The 23,314-nt window shown below is 45.2% G+C and carries 11 protein-coding genes and 3 pseudogenes; 6 read left to right on the top strand and 8 right to left on the bottom strand.

Annotated features, from left to right (window positions below):
- The first annotated feature begins 429 nt into the window (after positions 1 to 429).
- The 5 genes and pseudogenes from RID53_RS23580 to RID53_RS23560 form a co-directional block, all read left to right on the top strand.
- Positions 430 to 1,848 (top strand): ATP-binding protein, encoded by a 1,419-nt coding sequence (locus tag RID53_RS23580; RefSeq protein ID WP_446390418.1) that lies wholly within the window; start codon positions 430 to 432, stop codon positions 1,846 to 1,848.
- Positions 1,845 to 6,776, top strand: a complete 4,932-nt coding sequence (locus RID53_RS23575) for a WD40 domain-containing protein (RefSeq protein WP_446390417.1) — start codon at positions 1,845 to 1,847, stop codon at positions 6,774 to 6,776. Before RID53_RS23580 ends, RID53_RS23575 begins: the two co-directional genes overlap by 4 nt.
- A 218-nt stretch (positions 6,777 to 6,994) precedes the next feature.
- Positions 6,995 to 7,537 (top strand): ferrochelatase, encoded by a 543-nt coding sequence (locus RID53_RS23570; RefSeq protein WP_446390416.1) that lies wholly within the window; start codon positions 6,995 to 6,997, stop codon positions 7,535 to 7,537.
- Between the two features lie 183 nt (positions 7,538 to 7,720).
- A pseudogene (locus tag RID53_RS23565) lies at positions 7,721 to 7,900 on the top strand (STAS/SEC14 domain-containing protein); the annotation flags it as partial.
- Positions 7,901 to 7,979: 79 nt separating this feature from the next.
- A pseudogene (locus RID53_RS23560) lies at positions 7,980 to 9,421 on the top strand (IS5 family transposase); the annotation flags it as partial.
- Positions 9,422 to 9,525: 104 nt separating this feature from the next.
- Here RID53_RS23560 and RID53_RS23555 read toward each other — a convergent pair.
- Positions 9,526 to 10,107, bottom strand: a pseudogene (locus RID53_RS23555) (cation diffusion facilitator family transporter); the annotation flags it as partial.
- 176 nt (positions 10,108 to 10,283) lie between these two features.
- On the opposite strand from RID53_RS23555, the gene RID53_RS23550 reads away from it, so the two are divergent.
- Positions 10,284 to 11,969 (top strand): NAD(P)H-quinone oxidoreductase subunit 4, encoded by a 1,686-nt coding sequence (locus RID53_RS23550; RefSeq protein ID WP_446390415.1) that lies wholly within the window; start codon positions 10,284 to 10,286, stop codon positions 11,967 to 11,969.
- A gap of 211 nt (positions 11,970 to 12,180) precedes the next feature.
- Here the strand turns inward: RID53_RS23550 and RID53_RS23545 are convergent, their stop codons facing one another.
- From RID53_RS23545 to RID53_RS23515, 7 genes are all read right to left on the bottom strand, one after another.
- Complete coding sequence (locus tag RID53_RS23545) at positions 12,181 to 13,548, bottom strand: cobyrinate a,c-diamide synthase (RefSeq protein WP_446390414.1); 1,368 nt, start codon at positions 13,546 to 13,548, stop codon at positions 12,181 to 12,183.
- 164 nt (positions 13,549 to 13,712) lie between these two features.
- A complete protein-coding gene (gene opcA, locus RID53_RS23540; RefSeq protein WP_446390413.1) occupies positions 13,713 to 15,080 on the bottom strand; it encodes a glucose-6-phosphate dehydrogenase assembly protein OpcA in 1,368 nt (455 codons plus the stop codon).
- A 372-nt stretch (positions 15,081 to 15,452) separates the two neighbouring features.
- The gene (gene zwf, locus RID53_RS23535) at positions 15,453 to 16,982 is read right to left on the bottom strand and encodes a glucose-6-phosphate dehydrogenase (RefSeq protein WP_446390412.1); all 1,530 of its coding nucleotides are present in this window, start codon (positions 16,980 to 16,982) and stop codon (positions 15,453 to 15,455) included.
- A gap of 249 nt (positions 16,983 to 17,231) precedes the next feature.
- The gene (gene tal / locus RID53_RS23530) at positions 17,232 to 18,389 is read right to left on the bottom strand and encodes a transaldolase (protein ID WP_446390411.1); all 1,158 of its coding nucleotides are present in this window, start codon (positions 18,387 to 18,389) and stop codon (positions 17,232 to 17,234) included.
- 102 nt (positions 18,390 to 18,491) lie between these two features.
- Entirely contained in the window at positions 18,492 to 19,556 is a 1,065-nt protein-coding gene (gene fbp / locus RID53_RS23525) for a class 1 fructose-bisphosphatase (protein ID WP_446390410.1), read from the bottom strand.
- Positions 19,557 to 19,734: 178 nt separating this feature from the next.
- Complete coding sequence (locus RID53_RS23520; RefSeq protein ID WP_446390409.1) at positions 19,735 to 19,968, bottom strand: hypothetical protein; 234 nt, start codon at positions 19,966 to 19,968, stop codon at positions 19,735 to 19,737.
- 84 nt (positions 19,969 to 20,052) lie between these two features.
- The gene (locus RID53_RS23515) at positions 20,053 to 23,211 is read right to left on the bottom strand and encodes a CHAT domain-containing tetratricopeptide repeat protein (protein WP_446390408.1); all 3,159 of its coding nucleotides are present in this window, start codon (positions 23,209 to 23,211) and stop codon (positions 20,053 to 20,055) included.
- Positions 23,212 to 23,314: the final 103 nt, after the last annotated feature.

Genomic DNA, 23,314 nt, shown 5'->3' with positions numbered 1-23,314 from the left:
AAGGCAGTTAACCAGCCAGTGGTTTAAACCACTGGCTAAAAGCTTAAGTCGTCTTTAGACGACTGGATCAGGTGTTTGGGCTTACTTACTGACAAGGTATGAACGAGTTAAAGCCGATGTAGATCAGACCAAACGCAAACTCGCCAAGTCGGGCAAGGGCTATATTTGTTTTAAGAAAGATGAATTAGAAACTCATTTTTCCCTCATCCGTCCTGTCCTCAGATAAAGGACGAAATGATTTACCTTACGCTGTTGTAAGCTTCTTGTCACCACACTAACGATAACAACAAGCCCAATATTTTTTAAGGAAAATTATAGTTTCATAAAAATGTTTGCACATCCTACCTAAGCCGTGCTAAATTCCAAAGTGGTATTTCAGTGTATTACAACTACACTGACATGCCTCCATACAATTGAATTAAGATTGCTATGAAGCTGGATTTACGGAGTTTTTTTCAAGCCACGAATCCCGGCAAAACGCTGTTTTTGAACAACGCAGAAACAGACTATAAGTATTACATTGATTTTTCTGTGGTGCGTGGTGGTCAGGTGATCGAAGAGTTACGTGAAAATATCACCTTATGGTCACCGGATACACCAACCTGTCAGCTATTCACTGGACATATTGGTTGTGGCAAGTCTACGGAATTGTTACGCCTGAAGGCGGAGTTAGAATATCGTGGGTTTCATGTAGTTTACTTTGTGTCCGATCAAGACCTAGAGTTTGAAGATGTCGATATTAGCGATATTTTGCTAGCCATCGCCCGTCAGGTGAGTAATAGTCTCGATACCCTGAAACTTGAAGAATCAACCAGTCTCAAGACCAGGCTAAAGCAAGTCAGTAAACTGTTGCAAACGGAGATTGAATTATCTGCCGAAGCCTCAGTCCTGGGAATGGGTAAGATTACAGGGAAAATCGAGGAAGAGTTCTCTGTTGATGTTGGTATTCCTGGAATTGGCAAAGTCAGCCTATCCTCTGAGGAAGGACTTTCCCTAATTGCCCCCTTAATTGGTAAGATTTCAGCCAAGGCGAAGGCGTCTCCTGAGTTACGGAATAAGTTAAGAAGTTATCTGGAACCGCAAACTAAGGGAATTTTAGAGGCAATTAACTCTGAATTATTAGAACCGGGACAGGAACAACTGAGAGTCCAGGGTAAAAAGGGACTGGTGGTAATCGTCGATAATCTTGACCGCATCAGTAATACTCCCAAACCCTTCGGACGACCGCAACAAGAATATTTATTTGTAGACCGAGGTCAACAGTTACGTCAACTGAATTGTCATGTTATTTATACCATGCCCTTGGCGTTACGGTTCTCCAAGGACTTTGGTACTTTAGTGGAGCGATTTTTGGTCAATCCCCAAGTGTTACCGATGATCCCCGTGCGATCGCGGGATGGAACAGAATGTGCTGAAGGAATGAAGCGACTGCGACAAATGGTGCTGGCAAGAGCATTTCCTGATTTGAATGAGCCAGATCGTCTCCATCGGATAACCGAGGTTTTTGATCATCCTGCAACATTAGATCGTTTGTGTCAAATTAGTGGCGGTCATGTGCGGAATTTACTGCGGCTATTAAATGACTCGATTAAAAAACAAAAAGGATTACCCATTTGTCGCGACTGTCTAGAAGATGTAATTCGAGAACATCGCAATGATGCGGTTTTAGCTGTTAGTGATACCGAATGGCAATTACTGCGACAAGTTGCCCAACACAAAAAGGTGGCGGGCGCTCAAGACTATAAAACTCTAATCCGCAGCCTGTTTGTCTATGAGTATCGGGATGACGATGGGTATTGGTTTGATATTAATCCAATTTTGGCAGAGGCAAAGGAATTAAAGTCATGATGGAATCTTACTCCTCTCGGAAAAATCTTTCCCCTAGCGAACAGTCGTTAGAAGATTTGGCTTGGGCAATTTCCATGTCTGAAGGGGAATTTTCCCTAATTTGGGTTCACTGTAACTACGCACTCTTACAGCAGCAGATGGTGCGGCGATTACGCCAACGTTACCCAGAGATGCGAACAATTGTCCTCGAACCATCAGTAACCAGGATCTACGCTACAATTCGTGAGCAATTAGGACATGAACAGCCTTCAGCTTTAATGGTTTTAGGCATAGAGTCAGTGCGGGAGATTAAGCAATTGCTGAGTTCAATGAATTCGGTGCGAGAGGAGTTTCGCCAGCATTGCCCCTTCCCAGTATTGATATGGATTAATGATTCCATTTCCCAGCAACTGACACGGATTGCCCCTGATTTAAAAAATTGGGGAACCCTGACTGAATTGATGATTACGCCGCAAGAGTTGCAAGACATTCTCCACAAGCGGGTGAGGCAACTCTTTAAAGCGGTTTTAAATGCAGGGGCGAATCGCTTCCTCTCCAATGAAGCTATCTTTGGCTGGCGCTATCTCTCAGAAATTAAATGTGCGATCGCCGATTTGAAGCGCTATAATCTGCCATTGACACCAGAACTCGAAGCCTGCTGGCAATTTGTTCAGGGGCGAGATGCGTTTGTCGTCGGTCAACTGGAACAAGCATTAACCTATTACCAAAACAGTCTAGACTTTTGGGAGTCCACAACTCAGGATAATCCTACCCCCTGCTTATTAGAACGACAAGGAGTGCTACTGTTCCATATTGGCTTGTGTTATTCCCGCACCGGAAAACTGTGTCGCTCAGACAACTGCTTTTTCTGTGAAGAATCTCTGCCTTATTTACAACAATGTCTGGAACGGTTTAAACAGGCACAGCGGCAGGATTTAGTGGCTAAGTTTAGCAACGAATTGGGCAAAGTACTGCGACAACTTAAGGATTGGCACGAATTACAGAAGCTGGCAAATCAATTCAAACCACTGCACGAAAGGTATGGGATGAGTGTAGAATTGGCTCAAGATTACAGCTTTTTGGCAGAAGTCGCACTCAACCAGAAGCCGCCCAACCCGACTGAGGCGAAAGAACTGGCGGAAAAAGCCCTGGAAATTGTCAATCGTCTTCCCAGTGAACAACAGCAATATCGGGGGTTACATCTGCTGGTATTAGCACAAAGCTTACGACAAGTAGGGCAGATTCAGGAGGCGTTTGAGACACTAGAAGCGGCAAAAAATGGTGATCCAGAGGACAATCCGCAGCTTTACATTCAGATTCTTGAGGAATTGCGATCGCTGTATTTTGAGCAACAGGATTATCTCCAGGCTTTTGAGGTTAAACAATATCAACGCTCAATCGAGCAACAGTTTGGTTTTCGGGCATTTATTGGTGCTGGGAATTTACAACCCCAGCGACAGCCGAAATCTGAAGTTACCAGATTGCAAAAAACAATTGCCCCAGAGATTATTGCTTCAGGAAGAGAACGGGATGTGCGGCATTTGATTGCCCGCATGGGTAACAATCAGCACCAACTGACGGTGATTTGTGGACCTTCCGGTGTCGGTAAAAGTTCTCTGGTGAATGCGGGTTTAATCCCTGAACTCAAGCGTCGCAGTATCGGTATTCGCGATAGTTTACCCGTTCTCCTACGAGTTTACACCGACTGGTGTCGGGAGTTAGGTCAATCCTTAGCCAAGGCACTTGATCAACGAGGAATAAGCTTACCGAATCCACCGGATTCCACTGTGTCTTTGCTTGAGGCGTTACAACGTAATGAAGAGGATAATTTATTTACGGTTTTAATTTTTGACCAGTTTGAAGAGTTTTTCTTTGCTAGCACAGAATGGAAGCAACGGCAAATCTTCTTTGAGTTTATCGCTGAATGCTTAAGGATGAGTTTTGTTAAAGTTATTCTGTCAATACGAGAAGATTTTATCCATTATTTGCTGCCTTGCAATCGTCTCAAGGCAATGGCAATTGTAAACAAGGATGTTCTCGGTAAAACCTGTCTCTATACATTAGGAAATTTATCACCAGAAGATGCCAAAAATGTAATCCACAGTTTAACTGAGAACTCGGCATTTTCTTTGGAGTCAGCTTTGATCGATGAAATAGTACGAGAACTATCCAAAAATCAGGGAGAAGTCCGTCCCATTGAGTTACAGATTGTTGGCGCACAATTGCAAGCCGAAGGAATTACTACCTTGGCACAGTATAAGCAGCTTGGTTTTCAAGCTAAACAACAATTAGTCCAACGCTATTTGGAATCTGTTGTTCAAGACTGTGGCAGAGAGAATGAAGAAATTGCCTGGTTAGTTTTGTTTTTATTGACGGATGAAAATAAAACTCGTCCGTTGAAAACCCATAATGATTTGAAAAAAGAGATCCTGGAACTTCTGGAAATTTCCCGAAAATCTAAATTATTAGAAGGATTCAGGAATAATTTCTGGAGGTATATATTTACTCTTGATTTGACGACAAAATCAAAAAGCAATGATTTGAGATTAGATAAAACACTTAAAGTTGTATTACAAATTCTCCAAGAATCAGGTTTAGTCTTTCTTTGGCAAAGTATTCCTGATAATCATTATCAGTTAGTTCATGATTATTTGGTGACTTTTATTCGCCAAAAAATTGGAGATGACACTTTAGAAAGGCTCCAGCAGAGTCAAGTGCAGCTTGATCAGCTTTTGCGGCGACAACTGCGAATTTTCCAAACCGTAACAGTGGCTGGCTTTATGTTTATAGTTTTCGCTACGCCAATGGTAGGATGGCTAATCCAAAATCGGAATATGCAAGTCATAACAAAAACTATTGCTGAATCTGAAAGACTTTTTGCAGAGAATCAAGAATTAGATGCACTTAAAAAAACAGTAGTTGCCTGGAAGGAACTGCAAAAAATAGGTGATTTCAAAGCTGAAATAAAGCCTAAAGTAGAACGGATGCTACAGCGAGGCGTTTCCGGATTTAAAGAGTATCAAGAGTATAACAGCCTTGAAGGTGACGAAGGTCACAAGGATGCGGTCATCCAAATGGCTTTCAGCCCAGATGAACAGACCATTGCCACAGCAAGTTTTGACTATACGGTCAAACTTTGGCAGCCTGATGGTAAGTTGATTCATACCCTAAAAGGGCATGAGGATAAAGTTAATAGCTTAGATTTCAGCCCTGATGGTAAAATGATTGCCACAGCAAGTTTCGACCAGACGGTAAAACTGTGGAAGCTAGAAAAAAAGCTAGATAACAAGATAGGTATAATACCAGTACGTACCTTAGAAGGGCATAAGGATAGAGTTTTTGGTGTAGCTTTTAGCCCGGATGGCAAGCTCATTGCTACGGCAAGTGGGGATAAAACCATAAAACTCTGGAGAACTAGGGATGGCAAATTGCTAAACACCCTGAAAGGACACGAAGATGTGATTGACACAATAGCGTTCAGCCCCGATAGTCAGATAATTGCTTCAGCGAGTTGGGATGGGACAGTCAAACTCTGGAAAACTACGGATGACAAATCATTTCGTACCCTAAAAGACGAAACCTTAGAAGGAGACAAGAGCCATAGTAATCGCGTTTTCGGAGTGGCATTTAGCCCTGATGGTCAGATGATTGCCTCTGTGAGTCGAGATAATACAGCTAAACTTTGGGAAATTAATGGTACGTTACGCCATACGCTCAACGGTCATACGGATCGGGTGATCCGAGTTGATTTCAGTCCCGATGGCAAGAGAATTGCGACGACAAGTTGGGATAAGACGATTAAAGTCTGGAGGACAACAGATGGCACTTTACTCGAAACCCTGGAAGGGCATACCGACGGTGTTTTTGGCATAGAGTTTAGCCCTGATGGTGAGATGCTCGCAACAGCAAGTCAAGACAACACAGTCAAACTCTGGAAGCGAGATCAAAGCTTGAACAAAAGAATCCTTAAAAAGCATGCTCAGGAGATCCATAGTATAGACTTCAATCTAAAGGGTCAGAAGATTGCTACAGCGAGTGAAGACAGCACCGTCAATCTCTGGAAGACTGATGGTACTTTAATCAAAACCCTAGAAGGGCATCAGTCTGGCGTCTACAACGTTGTTTTCAGCCCAGACGGTACACTTATTGCTACGGCGAGTCGGGACAATACTGTAAAAATTTGGCAGGCTGACGGCACTCTTGTCGCAACTCTATTCGGTCAGGCTGAGGAGATTAACAGCCTAGCTTTTAGCCCCGATAACCAAATCCTCGCCACGGCGAATAAGGACAAGACGGTCAAACTCTGGACACTCGATGACACCCCAGAAAAAACCTTGGAAGGACATGAGGAGCAAGTTCGGGGAATTGCGTTCAGCCCAGACGGTCAGATGATTGCTACGGCAAGTTGGGATGGAACGGTCAAACTGTGGAATGCTAAAGACGGCAAAGAGATAAATACTCTGATTGATGATAACCAAAAACCTAATGATAAGGAAGTGTTTGGAGTAGCATTTAGCCCAGATAGTCAAGTTATTGCCACAGTGGGTGCAGACAAAATCGCCAGACTCTGGAATCGAAACGGCGAGTTGCTAGAAACCTTAGAAGGTCATACCGATGAGGTTAACGGAGTCGTGTTTAGTCCAAAGGGTGAGAAAATTGCCACAATGAGTAAAGATAAGACCGTCAGACTCTGGAATCGAGACGGTGAGTTACTCCATACTCTGTCGGGACCAAGGGATTTGGATTGGCAGGTGAGATTCAAATCTGAGAATGAACTCATTGCCTCGGCAATTAATGATAAGAGCCTGATTCTGTGGGATGTGACTCTTTTGTCGGCAAATCAGCTCATCGAACGTAGCTGCGATCGCCTACGGGATTATCTCCAGAATAACCCTAGTTTGGACAAACGCGATCGCAGTCTTTGTGACGGAATTGGCTCTCAGCCGTAGCCAACAGCGCATCCTTGTCTAAGGGCGGTTCTCTGTCATATCAACTTGAACCACCATCTGTAGGGACACGACATGTCGTGTCCCTATCCTAATGCTTATCTGTCAAAATTAATCCCATCGAAATATCTGCCAAGAGAGCGATGATCAATTTTGATAGTTTTGATCATTTATAAATACTCAATTTTATTTTAATCAATGGTGATATTTATAAAAAACTTATGACAAGCACGACAATTCAGAACGCTGCCAACCCATCCCAGCATCCCAATCAAATGTCGGTAAACCATCCTGAGCAGATAGCGGTATTATTAACCAGCTATGGTGGCGTGCAAACCTATGACCAATTCACCCAATACAATAAACGCACTAGCGAGTATATTGCCGCCAAGTTTGCCCCGATTCCCTCTTGGCTTTACTCTCCCGTAGCGCGGATTTTAACCTTACGGGATTTATTCAAATGGGGATATAAACATGAGCATTTTACCTCTCCCCAAAATGATATCTTTGAAAACCAACGGCGTGGAATTGAACAGCATTTACAGGAACAGTGGGGTGAGGGAGTGCAAGTCTTCACGGGCTTCTACTTTTGTGAACCCTTTGTCGAAGACGTTTTGGCTGAGATTAAAGACAAAGGATTTAATAAAATTCTGGTTTTTCCCCTCTTAGTTGTAGATTCCGTATTCACCAGTAGTATTGCGATTGAACAGGTGAATCAAGCCCTGGGACAAGAAACCGATGCAAAAAAAGCGGGTCTTCCGTAGTTAGTGTGCTAAATTGTTAGTTGGATTTGCCCAAGTATTGGACAGCAATAGCTTTAACCGTTTTTACCCGAATTTCAATTTATTTTGAGGCGATCAAAAGCTACGGCCCTTGTGTGGCAAGCTTCCTGGTTTATTAAATCTGATAGTTTAGCACACTAAGTCCGGAAGACCCAAAATTTCCAGGGATGGGAAATTCCCGCAATTTTTGAGGATTTACAGTTTGATATTCAATATATCAATAAAATTGCTAAATTTGCGCTGGTGGGAGATAATCAACTCTATCAATGGTACAATACCCTCACCCAACCCTTATTTAGGGTTTGCTGCACAAGGTCGAAACCGCAAAGCCCATCAATGCTTTGAGCCGTATTGACAGTTGACTTGGTGCTCCTGAATCTGGTAATATCGCTCAAAATCCTTGCATCATGATCAGGTCAGGTAGATGTACCGAAAAGTTGAGAATGCCCCCAGGGAAGCCGAAGATTTTGAACTCCCTATGGCGTGAAAGTTATCACAGGATAATCGTTGGGTAATCATGGCTTCTTTAGTACCCTGGGAGGAATTTGAAGAGGAATATGCCCAAAATTTCTCTCGCTTATTGGGTGCGCCAGCCCTACCATTTAGGGTAGCCTTGGGGTCATTAATAATCAAAGAGAAACTAGGGATAAGTGATCGAGAGACAGTCGAACAAATCAAAGAGAACCCTTACTTACAGTATTTTATCGGAAAAACCCATTACAGCAGCTCAGCCCCTTATGACCCATCACTATTAGCAAGATTTCGGGAAAGGATAAATGTGAATCTAGTCAACCGAATAAACGAAAGAATGGTGATTCATCCTCAGGCAGAGAGTCAGTCAGAGCCGAAAAAAAAAGTCCAGAAACAGAAAAGCTTTCAAAAAGCGGGTCAGCGAATAAAGGGAAATTAATATTAGATGCAAGTTGCGTGCCAGGAGATATAAGTTATCCCAATGATTTAGGGATATTAAATCATTGGGATAAAAACAGAAAAAATAATAGACAGTTTATATGAGTCCCGTCCGGGTCAAATAGAGAAAAAACCCAAAAGCTATAGAAACCGAGCCAGAAAGGAATACTTGAAAGTAGCTAATAAAAAGAAACAAACAAGGAAAGAAATAAGAAAAGCCATAAAAAAACAACTACAATACATAAAGAGAAACTTGGGAAGTATAGACGAGCTAATCAAGGCAGGGTCTAGTCTTGAGGCGTTGATTCTTACTGACTATAAGAGCCTGTTGGTGGTTAGCGAAGTCTACCGTCAGCAAGAATGGATGTATAATAATAAAGTTCATAGAATTGAGCATAGAATAGTAAGTTTAAGTCAACCTCATATCCGTCCAATAGTTAGAGGCAAAGCGGGAGTTCCCGTAGAATTTGGAGCTAAAATATCGGCAAGTGTAAGAGATGGATACGTGTTTTTAGACCGTGTCAGTTGGGATAACTTTAATGAATCGGCAGATTTCAAAGCTCAAATAGAAGCTTATTATAACTACACAGGAACCTATCCAGAATCAGTTCATGTAGATAAAATCTATCGCAGTCGAGCCAACGGGTTCCTTCTGCAAAGAAAAAGGAATTAGAATCAGTAGACCGCCCTTAGGAAGACCAAAAGCCAATGTCAGTCAAGAATTAAAGAAACAAGCTCAAGAAGACGAGAGAATTCGCAATAATATTGAAGGAAAATTTGGTATCTCAAAACGTGGATACAGTTTAAGTCGCGTCATGGCTAAACTGCCTCATACTTCAGAAACAGCCATTGCTATTACTTTTCTCGTCATGAATCTGTCTGCCCTGCTCAGGCAGGTTTTTTGTCTTTTTTTATGTTTCAAAAACAATCAGGTCTTTTTCGGAGTCATTTTATTATCAAAGCTTATCATTAGCCGAATTGTTAACAATAAATGCTCATATTTACTGTCGTATTATATAACTACTTAATCCATCAGTTGTGTTTTTCCGACTTATTCAGCAGACCCTAATTAAACTGACAGCCGGGTCAAACCATAGCCACCCTGTCACCGCGATCGCAATACCCGCCAGCACTACCCCCACAGAAACCAGCGCATCCGCCGCCATGTGCAGAAATGCACCGCGAATGTTCATATCCTCTTTACGACCTGACATGAACAAAAGTGCGGTAATGGTATTAATCACCACCCCAACCAAGGCAACCCCAATCACAACACCACCGGGTACAGATTGAGGATTAACGAACTTTCTCACCGCTTCCCACGCCACCACACCCATAGCCATGAGAACCAGGGTAGCATTTAAAAGAGCTGCCAAAATCGAGGAACGACGGAAGCCGTAGGTATAGCGCTTCGTTGGAGAATGTTGGGACAACATACTCGCTCCCCAAGCCAGAACCAAGCCCAAGACATCACTGAGATTGTGACCCGCATCCGCCAGTAATGCTAGGGAATTGTAGACAATACCCGAAGCCGCTTCAACCACGACGAACCCGCCATTGAGAATCAGACCAATGGCAAAAGCGCGATTGTAGTTGAAGGCGTGGTGGTCGTGATGGTGATGGTGATGGTGGTTGTGGGACATGCTGTGATTACCCAATGTAGATTCTTTCTCTCCCCGCCCCAAAACTATGAAAACGGTGGTCTACATCCTCTACGGGGATACCCTATAGTGATCCAAGATAAATATTTATGAGAAAAATGTTACAAAGCTTAGTAAAATAACATCATCTGTTAACTAAGTATTTTTTCTCATCGTTTATGATAGCCGATTCATTTCCCTGGCTGAGTGCGATCGTCCTATTACCACTCGTCGCCTCTCTTGCCATTCCCTTCCTGCCAGATAAGAAGGGTAAGACAGTGCGATGGTACGCCCTAGGTGTCGCGATCGCGGATTTTCTGTTGATGGTTTACGCCTTTTGGCAGAATTACGATTCCAGCAGCGCCACATTCCAACTCACCGAAAAGTATACCTGGATACCTCAATTAGGTCTCAGTTGGGCAGTGTCTGTGGATGGACTGTCACTTCCCCTGGTACTTCTAGCTGGATTAGTGACAACGCTCTCCATTTTCGCCGCTTGGCAAGTTGACCACAAGCCTCGCCTCTTCTACTTTCTGATGCTGGTGCTGTATTCGGCACAAATTGGCGTCTTCATCGCCCAAGACATTCTGCTCCTATTTATTATGTGGGAACTGGAACTGGTTCCCGTTTATCTCCTCGTCTCGATTTGGGGAGGACAGAAGCGTCAATACGCCGCGACCAAATTCTTACTCTATACTGCCGCCGCCTCTATATTTATTTTGGTAGCTGGGTTAGCCATGGCACTCTATGGCGAAGGTACAATTAGCTTCGATATGGTGGAACTCGGCATCAAGGATTACCCCTTGGCGTTAGAACTGTTGCTGTATGCCGGATTATTAATTGCCTTTGGGGTTAAATTAGCGGTTTTCCCCTTACACACCTGGCTTCCTGATGCTCATGGTGAAGCCTCTGCGCCTGTCTCGATGATTTTAGCCGGGGTACTCCTGAAAATGGGCGGATATGGATTAATTCGCCTGAATCTAGAGATACTCTCCGATGCTCACGTTTACTTTGCCCCAATTCTGGCGATGCTAGGGGTGATCAACATTATCTATGGCGGACTCAACTCCTTTGCCCAGCCGAATATGAAGCGTCGTCTTGCCTTTTCCTCAGTCTCTCACATGGGGTTTGTCCTATTAGGGATAGCCTCATTCACGGATTTAGGCATCAGTGGCGCAATGCTGCAAATGATTTCCCACGGTTTAATTGCCGCCGTGCTATTCTTCCTGGCTGGAGTTACTTATGATCGCACCCACACCTTAGCCTTAAATAATATGGGGGGTATTGGTCAGGTTATGCCCAAAGTATTCGCCCTGTTTACTGCTGCTGCGATGGCATCAGTCGCCCTTCCGGGGATGAGTGGGTTTGCCAGTGAACTCTCTGTCTTTGTTGGCGTAACAACTAGCGATATTTATAGTTCAACCTTCCGCACAGTAACAGTCTTTCTCTCAGCATTGGGACTGATTCTCACACCCATCTATCTTCTCTCTCTACTCAGACAAGTATTTTACGGAGCAGGCGTTGCACCAGCCTGTGAACTTGATAATGCTAACTTCGAGAATAAGGATGAAGAAGGCGCGGTTTGTTTTGGCACGGATTGTGTGTTACCCGCTAATGCCGTTTACACCGATGCTCAACCACGGGAAGTGTTTATTGCGGCTTGCTTTTTAGTGCTGATTCTAGGGATTGGATTCTATCCCAAACTCGCCACCCAGCTTTATGATGCCAAGACAGTAGCGGTTAACACGCAGCTACGGGAAGCGTATTTCCAAGTCGCCCAAGATAAGCCCCAGATTTATGCTCAGAACGTCGTAGTTCCTCAAATTAAGGAACCATCGGTAGCAACGGTTTCCTATAATCGGTGACATCCTCCTACACCGAATCAGTCGTAGGGTGCGTTAGGCGCTTACTTGGATTAACATCACGAATAATTTGCGCTTTTGCGCCGTAACGCACCGTTCTCAGGTATATGGTGCGTTACTTTTAACAAAGGACGTAGCTTGCTTCTGGCGAAGCGAGTATGACGAATGACAAATGACAAATGACGAATGACGATCTTTAATTGTCCCCACCTACTTAATTTGGATTAAATTGTTGACAACATTTCAAAAAACGCTGAGGAATATCTGCTGTTCCACCCCAATGCAGATGAATATAGGACGCATGTAATTGATGCATTCGCCACCCCTCAATTCCAACTTTTCCCTTCGGATCAAAACCTCTTGTTTCAAACAAAGGATGTTCAGGACTTGCTGTTAACTGGGAACGATGAAATTCATGTCCCCAAACCCTTTCACCCACTAATACCAATGGCGTATGTTGTAATGCCGTTGCTTGACGATATCCCAGGGTTAAACGTTTGCCCATTACCGCCTTTGTGGGCAATATCCCTACCATCGACCAACATTTTTCCTCAAAATCTGTCACCTGTTGACATAAATACATTAACCCACCACATTCAGCATAGGTAGGCATTCCCTGAACAATGGCATTCAATACCGCCTGACGCGCCTCGATATTATGTGCCAATTCCTGAGCAAACACTTCGGGGAATCCCCCACCAAAAAAAAGTCCCTGCACGCCTTCTGGTAACGTGGTATCCGCTAGGGGACTCCAGGGAACTAATTCCGCTCCCAACTGTTGCAATACATCCAGATTATCTTGATAGTAGAAACTAAAGGCGCGATCGCGAGCGATGGCAATTCGGGTAACGGATTGAGTTACAGAGGTATTTAACGGTTGATTGGTGACGGTTAAATCGTGAATTTCTGCCCTCAACAAAGGCAACAAACGCTCCCAGTTAAAGCAGGTTTCGCCAATATCAGCCAGTTGATCAATTAGCTGATCCAGAAATGTCAGTTCATCGGTGGGAACTAATCCCAGATGGCGATCGGGAATGGTTAAACTATCCTGACGCCGGAGTACACCGAGTATAGGTAATTGTAGGGGTTCTAGGGCATCTTGAAGCAATTCTAAATGGCGATCGCTCCCCACTCGATTCAACACCACCCCAGCCACTTGGATGCTCTGATCAAAGCAACGATACCCCTGTGCGATCGCGGCGACGGAACGGGATAAGCGACTACAATCTAAAACCAACAGCACCGGAACATTTAACAGTCGGGCAATATGCGCTGTACTGGCAACATCATCGCGTCCTGATGCCCCATCAAACAACCCCATCACCCCTTCAATCAGAGCATAGTCTACCCCATTCAGATGACGCTTAAAACAGGCTTGAACATAAGTTTCCGACGTTAACACCGGATCTAAATTGCGACAGGGACGTCCCGTTACCCGTTGATGAAACATCGGGTCAATGTAATCTGGACCCACTTTAAACGATTGCACTCGGCTATACCGCCGCGATAAACACGAAAGTAGGGCAAGTGTCACCGTTGTTTTGCCTACCCCACTCCGTTCACCAGCAATAATTAAAGCCATAAGTAGGTGGACACCATTAACCGTGAACGGTGAAGTTCGTCATTCGTCATTTGTCATTTGTCATTTGTAAATTCTTCCCCATCTTCCCCATCTCCCCCTACTCCTGATAACTGATAACTGCTCACTGATAACTGTTCACTGATAACTCCCCCATCACCGAATCCCTAACTCTTGGCTTTCATGATCTGCCCAGTCACCGCCAGACTTTCTTCATAGAGCAAATCGCGACTCCAACGCTGCAACTGCTGACTCAACAACTGCTCCGTTTTTTGGTCAAACATCGGCGTAACCTGCTGAATCCGGCACGCTTGCGCTCCGCCATGTGCCTCCATCCGCATACAACCCGTGGTTTGGGAACACAACACAGTGCAGCAGTCTGCATCCATGTTTGTTGAACCCAAGCGCAGGCTAATCAAATCTCCCGGCACTTCTCCCACATCAGCCGTAGGAATCCCAGCTAATTCAGCTTCGACTGGGCGATGTTCAGGAGTCGTAAATTTAACCCGTCGGATATCATATTCTCCACCCTCTTTCTCGTAGGAAACCGGACGCCACTGAAGGCGAGAGGCTAACCACCCCAGAAACATTAACGCTTGAGTAGGATTACCTTGTTCATAATCGATGGTAACTTGGTCAACCTCTTTGAGCGCAGAGCGGCGTTCTGGCGGATCAAATGCCTCAGCCGCCAATTCTTGCCATGAGGCTAACCGTTGCCAGTTGAGATCAGCCATGGGGATGTCCTGGGTGATGAACTCCTCTAGTCGCGCCAACCCCTCTTCGGGTGTTTGGAAGGCACTAGAATCCACAATCACGTTATTGCTAATTCCAGCCAGTCGTTTGAACAACCCATAATCTGGATCAGGGCTTCCTTTCCACCAGATAAATCGGGGTAGATCACTAATCATCAGTTCACAGATCAGACCTCCGATGCGCTCTAAAGCTGCTGGTGTACCACTCAAGGTAATGTATTCACAGCAAACCAGGGTACTTTGACTGTGCTTTTGCATCGGACAAGAGGCAGAAACTTGTGCCGTTACCCCTTCATCTTCACCGACAATCGGACACAGGGCGATAATTCGACAAGGATTCGCCGCCGCGATCGCATCAGCAATTCCCGAACCTTCTATATCAGCCGAATAGGGTTGCCGTCTGGTTTCCCCATTCCCATTCACCTCTTGCTGATGCCGTTCATTATACTCTTCGCGCAGTTTTTCCTTAGTTTTGTCGTCTGCCTTACCTGTTCTCGGCAATCCATAAGTTTTCTGGGCAGCTTTGATCGCCGCAAACATGCGCGGTCCAATAATTCCGTCAATGGGACCCGAATAATATCCCAATGCACTTAAAAGCAGTTGAGTTTCTTCAGGTTCGTAAACCACCAACGTAAAAGTAGTTGCCCGTACAGCATTAGGAATATCCGTGTTGTCATCTGCCGTACTGTAGTTTTGCCAGATATGACGCAGTTCTTCCTCAATTTCACTTAAGGAAACGTCTTTAGGTGATTGTAGAGATAGGATTGGAGGAGATTGTACCATCGTTATTATCCTTCGTTATTTGTTTTTGGTTATTCGTCATTCGTCATTCGTCATTCGTCACTCGTCAAAACACTGATTTCACGGATTGATTGGAGAGAGTGGGGTAAGGAAGTGAGAGGTTAGTTATAGCGCTTCGCGCTGGTCTAGTTACACTTTGTTTGTACGAACATCTCATCTGGACTCAGCTTCAGGTAAGGGAGTTGTAAATACACCAGAGCGAACTGCTATACACTGATTATTGAGTGACATCCGAGTGAAAACCTTGGTAAAAACCGCCCCTACTCCCCCTGCTTCCCCTGCTTCCCTTGCTTCCCCTGCTTCCCTTGCTCCCCCTCCTCCCCCTACTCCCCCTGCTCCCTCTGCTCTCCAAAACTAGGGTCTACGCCAGCGTCGTCCATCCCGATTAATCAGGTTTTCCGCCTCTGTGGGTTCCCATGTTCCGGCTTCGTATTGGGGAATCGTGTCGGGGTCAGTGGGCGCTTCCCAAGCGGATAAGGCTGGGGTGATCACCCGCCATGCTTCTTCCACTTCATCTGCGCGGGTAAATAGCGTTTGATCTCCCAACATACAATCGAGTAATAATCGATTGTAGGCATCAGATGTTGCCATACCAAAGGATGAGCCATAGCTAAAATCCATATCCACGGTGCGAGTACGAAGCTGGGGACCCGGCATTTTCGCCTCAAATCGTAGGGAAATGCCTTCATTGGGTTGAATTCGCATGGTTAGCACGTTGGGAGTAGTTTGTTGGGCGGCGGATTGGAAAATCAGTAAGGGGACATCGCGAAACTGAATCGCAATCTCACTGATTTTCTTCGGTAACCGCTTCCCAGTTCGCAGGTAGAAGGGAACACCTTGCCAACGCCAGTTATCGATCATGAGTTTCATCGCCACGTAAGTAGGTGTGATCGACTTGGGATCAATGCCTTCTTCTTCTCGATAGCCTGGTACTGGCTCTCCTTTCATCCAGCCTGCCTTGTACTGACCGCGAACCGCTGAACATTCTAAATTATTAATATCGGCTAAATGTGTTGCCTGAACTACTTTTACTTTTTCAGTCCGGATACTATCTGCATCGAGGGAATTGGGTGGCTCCATTGCGGTTAAGCAAAAGAGTTGCATCAAATGGTTCTGCACCATATCCCGCAGCGCACCCGATGTTTCATAGTAACCTGCTCGATCTTCGACGCCCACGGTTTCGGCTACGGTAATCTGAACGTGATCCACAAACTGGCGATTCCACAGGGGTTCAAAGATGGCGTTAGCAAAGCGGAAGACTAGCAGGTTCTGAACGGTTTCTTTGCCCAAGTAGTGATCAATGCGATAAACCTGTTCCTCACGACACACTTGCTGCACGACGCGGTTGAGAATTTGCGCTGAACTCAAATCTCGACCAAAGGGTTTTTCAATCACCAGGCGATGCTTCATCGGATCATCCAGCATTCCGGCTGTTCCCAGTTGGCGGATAGCTTCAGGGAAAAACTTGGGTGCTACGGCGAGGTAAAATACTCGATTTCCCCGGGTTCCTCGTTTACCATCCAGTTCTGCCAAAAATGCTTTCAATTTCTGATAGCTTTCTGGTTTATCGATATTGCCGGGACAATAGAATAGCCCTTCGGCAAAATCATTCCATAAGTCTTCGGAGTGAATTCCGTCAGAAAACTCCTCAATCCCTTCCCGCATCTGTTCGCGAAAATAGTCATGACTCCATTCGCGACGAGCTACCCCAACAATCGTTATTTCTGCGGGAAGCCGTCGTTGGCGTTTAAGCTGATACAGGGAGGGAACTAGCTTACGTTGGGTCAGGTCTCCAGATGCACCAAAAATCACTAAGATCAGCGGTTCTGGACTCCGTTCCTGTTGTAAACCAACGCGCAGGGGATTTTCTGTAAATGTCACCATTTCGAGTTTTGAGTTGAGTGTAGAGACGCGCCATGGCGCGTCTTGGGTTTTGAGTGTGTAGGGGCAGGTTTTACTATATCTCGTTTCTAGACCTCACCCGGATGTGACTCAACCCGCCCCGACCAAGTTTATACCATGGGTTATTTGTTTACACGGCTCATCGGCAATTTCCCGTTTCACACGCTACCCCGGTGAGGGCGCAAGGCTTGCGCCCCTACAGTAGGGTATACCTCACGCCTTAAGGTATCGCTATACCGTTGCCAAGTCTTTGACTTTGCTATCCAGGGAGGACATTAAGGACTCAAAGGGCTTGACAAATTTGTCAATGCCTTCCTCAAGTAGTTCATCCATCACTTGATCCAGATCGATCGCGATATCGGGATCTTTGAGGTTTTCCATTAACTGATAGGCTTCTTGAACCCCGGTTTCAATTCGATTGTCCGGAGAACAGTGATCGGCACAGGCTTCGATAGTATTCGGTGGTAGGGTGTTGACAGTGTTTGGACCGATCAACTCATCCACGTACATGACATCGCTGTAGTCGGGATTTTTGGTGCTGGTACTTGCCCACAGAAGGCGTTGTACATTTGCACCTTTAGCAGATAAGGCTTTCCAGCGATCGCTTTGGATAATCTCTTTGAACTTCTGATAAGCGATTTTGGCATTGGCGATCGCGACTTTGCCTTTAACATCTTCCAGCTTTGCATCTTTCTCGATCCGGTCAACCCCAGCATGGAGTTTTTCGTCAATGCGATCGTCAATCTTACTGTCAATCCGGCTGAGGAAGAAACTGGCAACCGAGGCTATCTTGCTAATGTCTTCTCCTTTTTCTGCCCGTTTTTCTAAGCCTCGGATATACGCCCAAATGGTGTCCACGTAACTTTGTACCGAGAAGAGTAAGGTAACATTGACGTTAATCCCTTCACTAATCACTTGTTCAAACGCAGGTAAGCCTTCAGAAGTGCCGGGAATTTTAATCATTACATTTTCCCGACCAATCTCTTGGTAATACCGACGGGCTTCATTAATCGTGCTTTCGGTATCTTTGGCGATGGTAGGAGGAACTTCGATACTGACGTAACCATCAAGTCCATCCGTTTGGTCATAAATCGGCTTGAGAATATCACAAGCATTGCGAATATCGTCAAAGATTAGGGATTCATAAATCTCCTGCACCGATTTTTTTGCCTTAATCCCAGCTTCGATATCGGCGTCGTAAATGGCATTCCCAGCGATCGCTTTTTCAAAAATCGCTGGGTTGGAGGTAATCCCGTGAACGCCGCGACTTTCAATTAACTGCTTAAGTTCACCGGATTCGATAATAGTACGGCTAAGATTATCCATCCAGATACTCTGACCGTAATTGTTTTCGATTTGGAAGATAGGATTATTGGCTGTTGCTGTCATGCTTAAACTCCTAAGTTAGGGTATAGATTACTATTCGTCTGGATTCAAGGGCATGTCCCTGGGTAAAGGAACCCTGAATCATTCGTTACGATTGATACTAGGCTAAGAACGAGACGCGATCGCTTCTTTGGATTCTCGCGCTCGTTCTTGAATAAAGGACTCCACTAACGCCACATCCTCTTTACTCCCGATAACCAATGGTGTGCGCGTATGGAGTTTTTCTGGCACCACATCCATCAGGTTTTCGGTACCGGTACTGGCTCGACCCCCAGCTTGTTCTATTAAAAAGGCTAAGGGTGCGGTTTCATAGAGTAGACGCAGCTTCCCTTCCGGTTTTTTCACGGTACCGGGATAAATGAATACGCCCCCTTGACACAAGATGCGATGGAAGTCTCCCACTAAAGCTCCACTATAGCGAGCCGTATACCCTTCATGGCGATGGACGTAGCGAATATAGTCGCGAATCGATTCATCCCATTGCCAGAAGTTCCCTTCATTGACACTATAAACCGGTCCATGCTCCGGCACTTGCATGTTTTCCTGGGACAGAATAAACTCACCCAAGCTGGGATCAAGGGTAAACGCATGAACCCCCGTGCCAATGGAGTAAACCAGCATTGTACTCGGTCCATAGATCACGTATCCAGCCGCGATTTGTTGGTGTCCATCCTGCAACAGATCCGTGGCTTCGCCGTCCATATCTTCGCCTTGTTGCCGACGAATTGCAAAAATTGAGCCGATATTCAAGTTAATATCAACATTCGAGGAGCCGTCAATCGGATCATAGATCAGGGAATACCGACCAATCGGGCAGTTTTCGGGAATGTAGTAGGGTTTTTCCATTTCCTCGGATGCCAAGCGGCAAACGAGTCCACTTTGTTTAAACACCGAGATAAATACATCATTAGCATAAGCATCCATCTTTTTGACGGATTCGCCCTGCACATTCACATTCCCGGTAAATCCCAACGCACCTTCGACCAAATCAGCGCGACTCAACCGTCGGGAAATAATTTTGGCGGCTAAGGCTATACGATTCATTAAGGCACTGAGATCTTGGGCGTCAGCACTAAAACTCTTCAGTTGTTGCAGAACGTGACGGGATAGCGTGGTACAATCCCGATCCAGAGAATGCTCTTCCACTAGAGACCGCTCGACATCTGCCATATTCTTTCCTCCTTATCGGTCACGCTGTTGGTAAGCGAGGGTACATCGTCAAGAAGCCCTGATACCAATCCTGGCATGGTAGTCTTTTCCACTTTACTCCCTATCTTAGAGAGGCATTGACCAACAAGCGTCTCACTTTAGAGGAATTTTGACATCTTTTTCGGCTGGATGGGAGGGTTCAGTTGTTCAGATTGCATCGAAATGATGCTAAATTCAGGTTGCTTAAGGAGTGCGATCGCCGTAACGCCCGTTCGTTGGTAGTATTCGTAGGGTGCGTTAGGCGCATTGGAGGATTAACTTTGATTATCTCAATACATAAGCGCCGTAACGCACCATGTTGCGGTTCGGTATGGCAATATTTCGGTGCGTTAAGCTGCGCTAACGCACGATGGCGGCGTGGCACAGCTAACATTGTGGATTAGATTTGACCATTGAATCGGGCGCACGTCGGTGCGCCCCTACGGTTTCCGGTATCATGCCATGACGGTTTTGAAACTTAATTCCATTCACCTTGTAATGTAAACGCCGCCCAATAATAGGGGGATTTCCATTGGGTTTCCTGCTGCATTTGTAACTGCGTTTCCCGCAACGCTTGGGCAGGCTTTAACCCCTCATTCAACATTAACTGATAAAATCGAGTCATAAACTCCGCCGTTGCTGCATCATCCACATTCCACAAACTCACCACTAAACGCGGCGCACCTGCATACATAAACCCTCGCGTTAAACCCACTAATCCTTCGCCTCGAATTTCTTCTCCTAATCCCGTTTGACAAGCACTTAATACGACTAATTCCGCTGGCAGATTCAGGTTAAAGATATCATGGAGACGTAAGAAGCCACTTTTTGGATTCCCTTGTTTATCCACTAAGGATAACACCACACCCGATAATTCGGGCGCTTCACTATTGAGAATGCCGTGAGTGGCTAAATGAATAATTTGATAATTTCTCAGTTGCGGATTGTTGATAAAATCACGATTAGCCTCAAAATCAAACGCATTGGTTTGTGTCTCTGGTGACACTAAATTGAGAATCGCTTCGGCTTCAGTGCGAGTTCCGGGGAGGCGATTTAAGTTAATCTCGGACACGCGAATAGAACGGTTGAGTGAAGCTTGGTTTAAGTTGACTTTCATCTCTCGGCTGGGGACATTTTTGAGGCGGTTATCATTATCCGTGAAAACCGGGTCAGCCAGAATTGCTAATTGTTGGGGCGCTTCCTGGCGTCCGTTAATTTGGTCACGAATAATCCCTAAAGTGGAACTGGAGGGTAAGTTGACCAGTTCGTATTGATTGATTAGGGGGATAGGAGTATCGGTATCAGCAGTTTCGGGAGTGGCTAAAGCGGCAAAAGGAATGTATTGTAATGCCCCATCTGCAACAACGACGATGCGTTTTTTGGTTAATTGTTCAGCCACTTGTCCGAAGAGGAGTTCACTCAGTTGTGCTACGGAATTTAAATTATCACGGGGGACAACTTTAGCAATGCCTCTGGGATTACCAATTTCATAACCGGGAATTTGTAAGAGGCGATAAAATCGGCGGGCTAGGGTTTCGATTTCGTCTCTGGGAGGGAGTTGATAACTGGTAAAGCTATCTTTGGTTACTGCCCACAGATAACTATTGTCTCTTCCCAAGGAATACTGTAATAGAAGAGTGTCTTCATCCAGAATCTGTTGTTGAACTTGTTCTAAGGTGAGGGGTTGGGGATATTTCAGCGCGGCATACTTAGGACTTGTCGCCCGGATTTGGTCTTGCAGTTGTTGATAGTCCTCTAAAAGTTGTTGCCGTTGTTGTTCAATGGCGGTTTTCTGGGCTGGGGTGGATGCAGGATTGCTATATATTTCAATCCGTTGTTTTTCCGTTGCATCAAGTTTAGCGTTTAAGGTTTGTTCTTGTTGCAGTAAGTCAGGATCTACACCTTCTCGAATATTGGCATTGGCTTCGGTGAGTAATTCTAATAGAGTTCTGGCGCGAGAACGTTCACTGATGTGAAAGGCTAGTTTATCGTAGCCTTGATTAGGATTTTGTTGATGCAGTTGCATCAGCAGGTCGATGTAGAATTGGTAATAATGTTGTACAGTTGCAAAATAGGTTTGACGTAATTCTGGACTAGCTACTTTAGTCCGCAAGTCTTCGATAATCTCAATCGAAGCTTGCATTTGAATCAACGCTTGTTGGAAATTGCCTCGACTTCTTTCTGCGTAGGCGATATTGGAGAGAGTTGTTGCTTTAAGGGCGCGATCTTCTACAGCCTGGGATAAAGGTAAAGCCTGTTGGTAGTACTCTAATGCCTGTTGTTTTTCTCCTAAGGCATGATAGACAGTACCAATATTAGAGAGGGTTGCTGCTTCTTGGGCGCGATCGCCCACAGCCTGAGATAAGGGTAAAGCTTGTTGGTAGTACTCTAATGCCTGTTGTTTTTCTCCTAACTCACGATAAACAACACCAATATTAGTCAAGATTGTTGCTTCTCCGGCGCGATCGCCCACCGCCTGGATTAAGGGTAAAGCCTGTTGGTAGTACTCTAATGCCTGTTGTTTTTCTCCTAAGGCATGATAGACAGCACCAATATTAGTCAAGGTTGTTGCTTCCTTGGCGCGATCGCCCACAGCCTGGGATAAGAGTAAAGCCTGTTGGTAGTACTCTAATGCCTGTTGTTTTTCTCCTAACTCACGATAGACCAAACCAATATTAGAGAGGGTGGCTGCTTCCCCGGCGCGATCACCTACAGCCTGAAATAGGGATAAAGCCTGTTGGTAATACTCTAATGCCTGTTGTTTTTCCCCTAAGTTATCATAGATATCACCAATATTATTCAGGGTTATTGCTTCCCCTTCACGATTGCCCACAGCCTGGGATAAGAGTAAAGCCTGTTGGTAGTACTCTAATGCCTGTTGTTTTTCTCCTAAGTCGGAATAAACAAGACCAATATTATTCAGAGTGGCTGCTTCTCCTTCGCGATTGCTTACAGCCTGGAATAAGGGTAAAGCCTGTTGGAAGTACTCTAATGCCCGTTGTTTTTCTCCTAAATCAGAATAGACATCACCAATATTATTCAGGGTTGTTGCTTCCCTGGCGCGATCGCCCACAGCCTGAGATAAGGGTAAAGCCTGTTGGTAGTACTCTAATGCCTGTTGTTTTTCTCCTAAGTCATCATAGACACTACCAATATTATTCAGGGTGACTGCTTCAAGGGCGCGATCTTCGAGTTTTCGATAAAGAGGTAAGGCTTGATTATAATAATCCAGCGCTTTTTGCTTGAATCCTAGTGAATCATGAGTGCTACCCAGTGCCAGATTAATAAAAGCCTCTTTTGATTGATCTCCCACCTCACGCCACAGAGGAAGCGCTGTTTGCCATTTTTCGATCGCTTGTTGCAGTGATTCGGCTGTCCTTTGTCGAAACAGTTGCAATCCCTCTTCATACAGTCTTTCGGCTTCAGCGCGTTTGTCGGTTTGGGCGATCCTTATCGGCGCTATCTCTCCAGCGCGTTTTGGTAGGGACAACACCTGATCTTGTTCCACAGCTACAATAAAAACGCTGCTGAAGATGGTGATTACAGCATGGCAGGAATAAACCAACCATTGCCAAGAGGTTGGCTTGAGAAAATAGGTTTGACGTTTTTCTGTTGGCTGTTGTTGTTGGTAATGCATCCGTTTACCTTCAGTTTAAGATCGAGTTTTGAGACATTTGCCCCTTACCACCCTTTATGTCTGGACAGGTTGAGGTTATGCAATTATGTAGAGACTCCTCATG

The sequence above is a fragment of the Coleofasciculus sp. B1-GNL1-01 genome (genome assembly GCF_040220235.1).
Classification (GTDB): domain Bacteria; phylum Cyanobacteriota; class Cyanobacteriia; order Cyanobacteriales; family Coleofasciculaceae; genus Coleofasciculus.
This window is presented reverse-complemented; position numbering and strand designations above follow the sequence as displayed.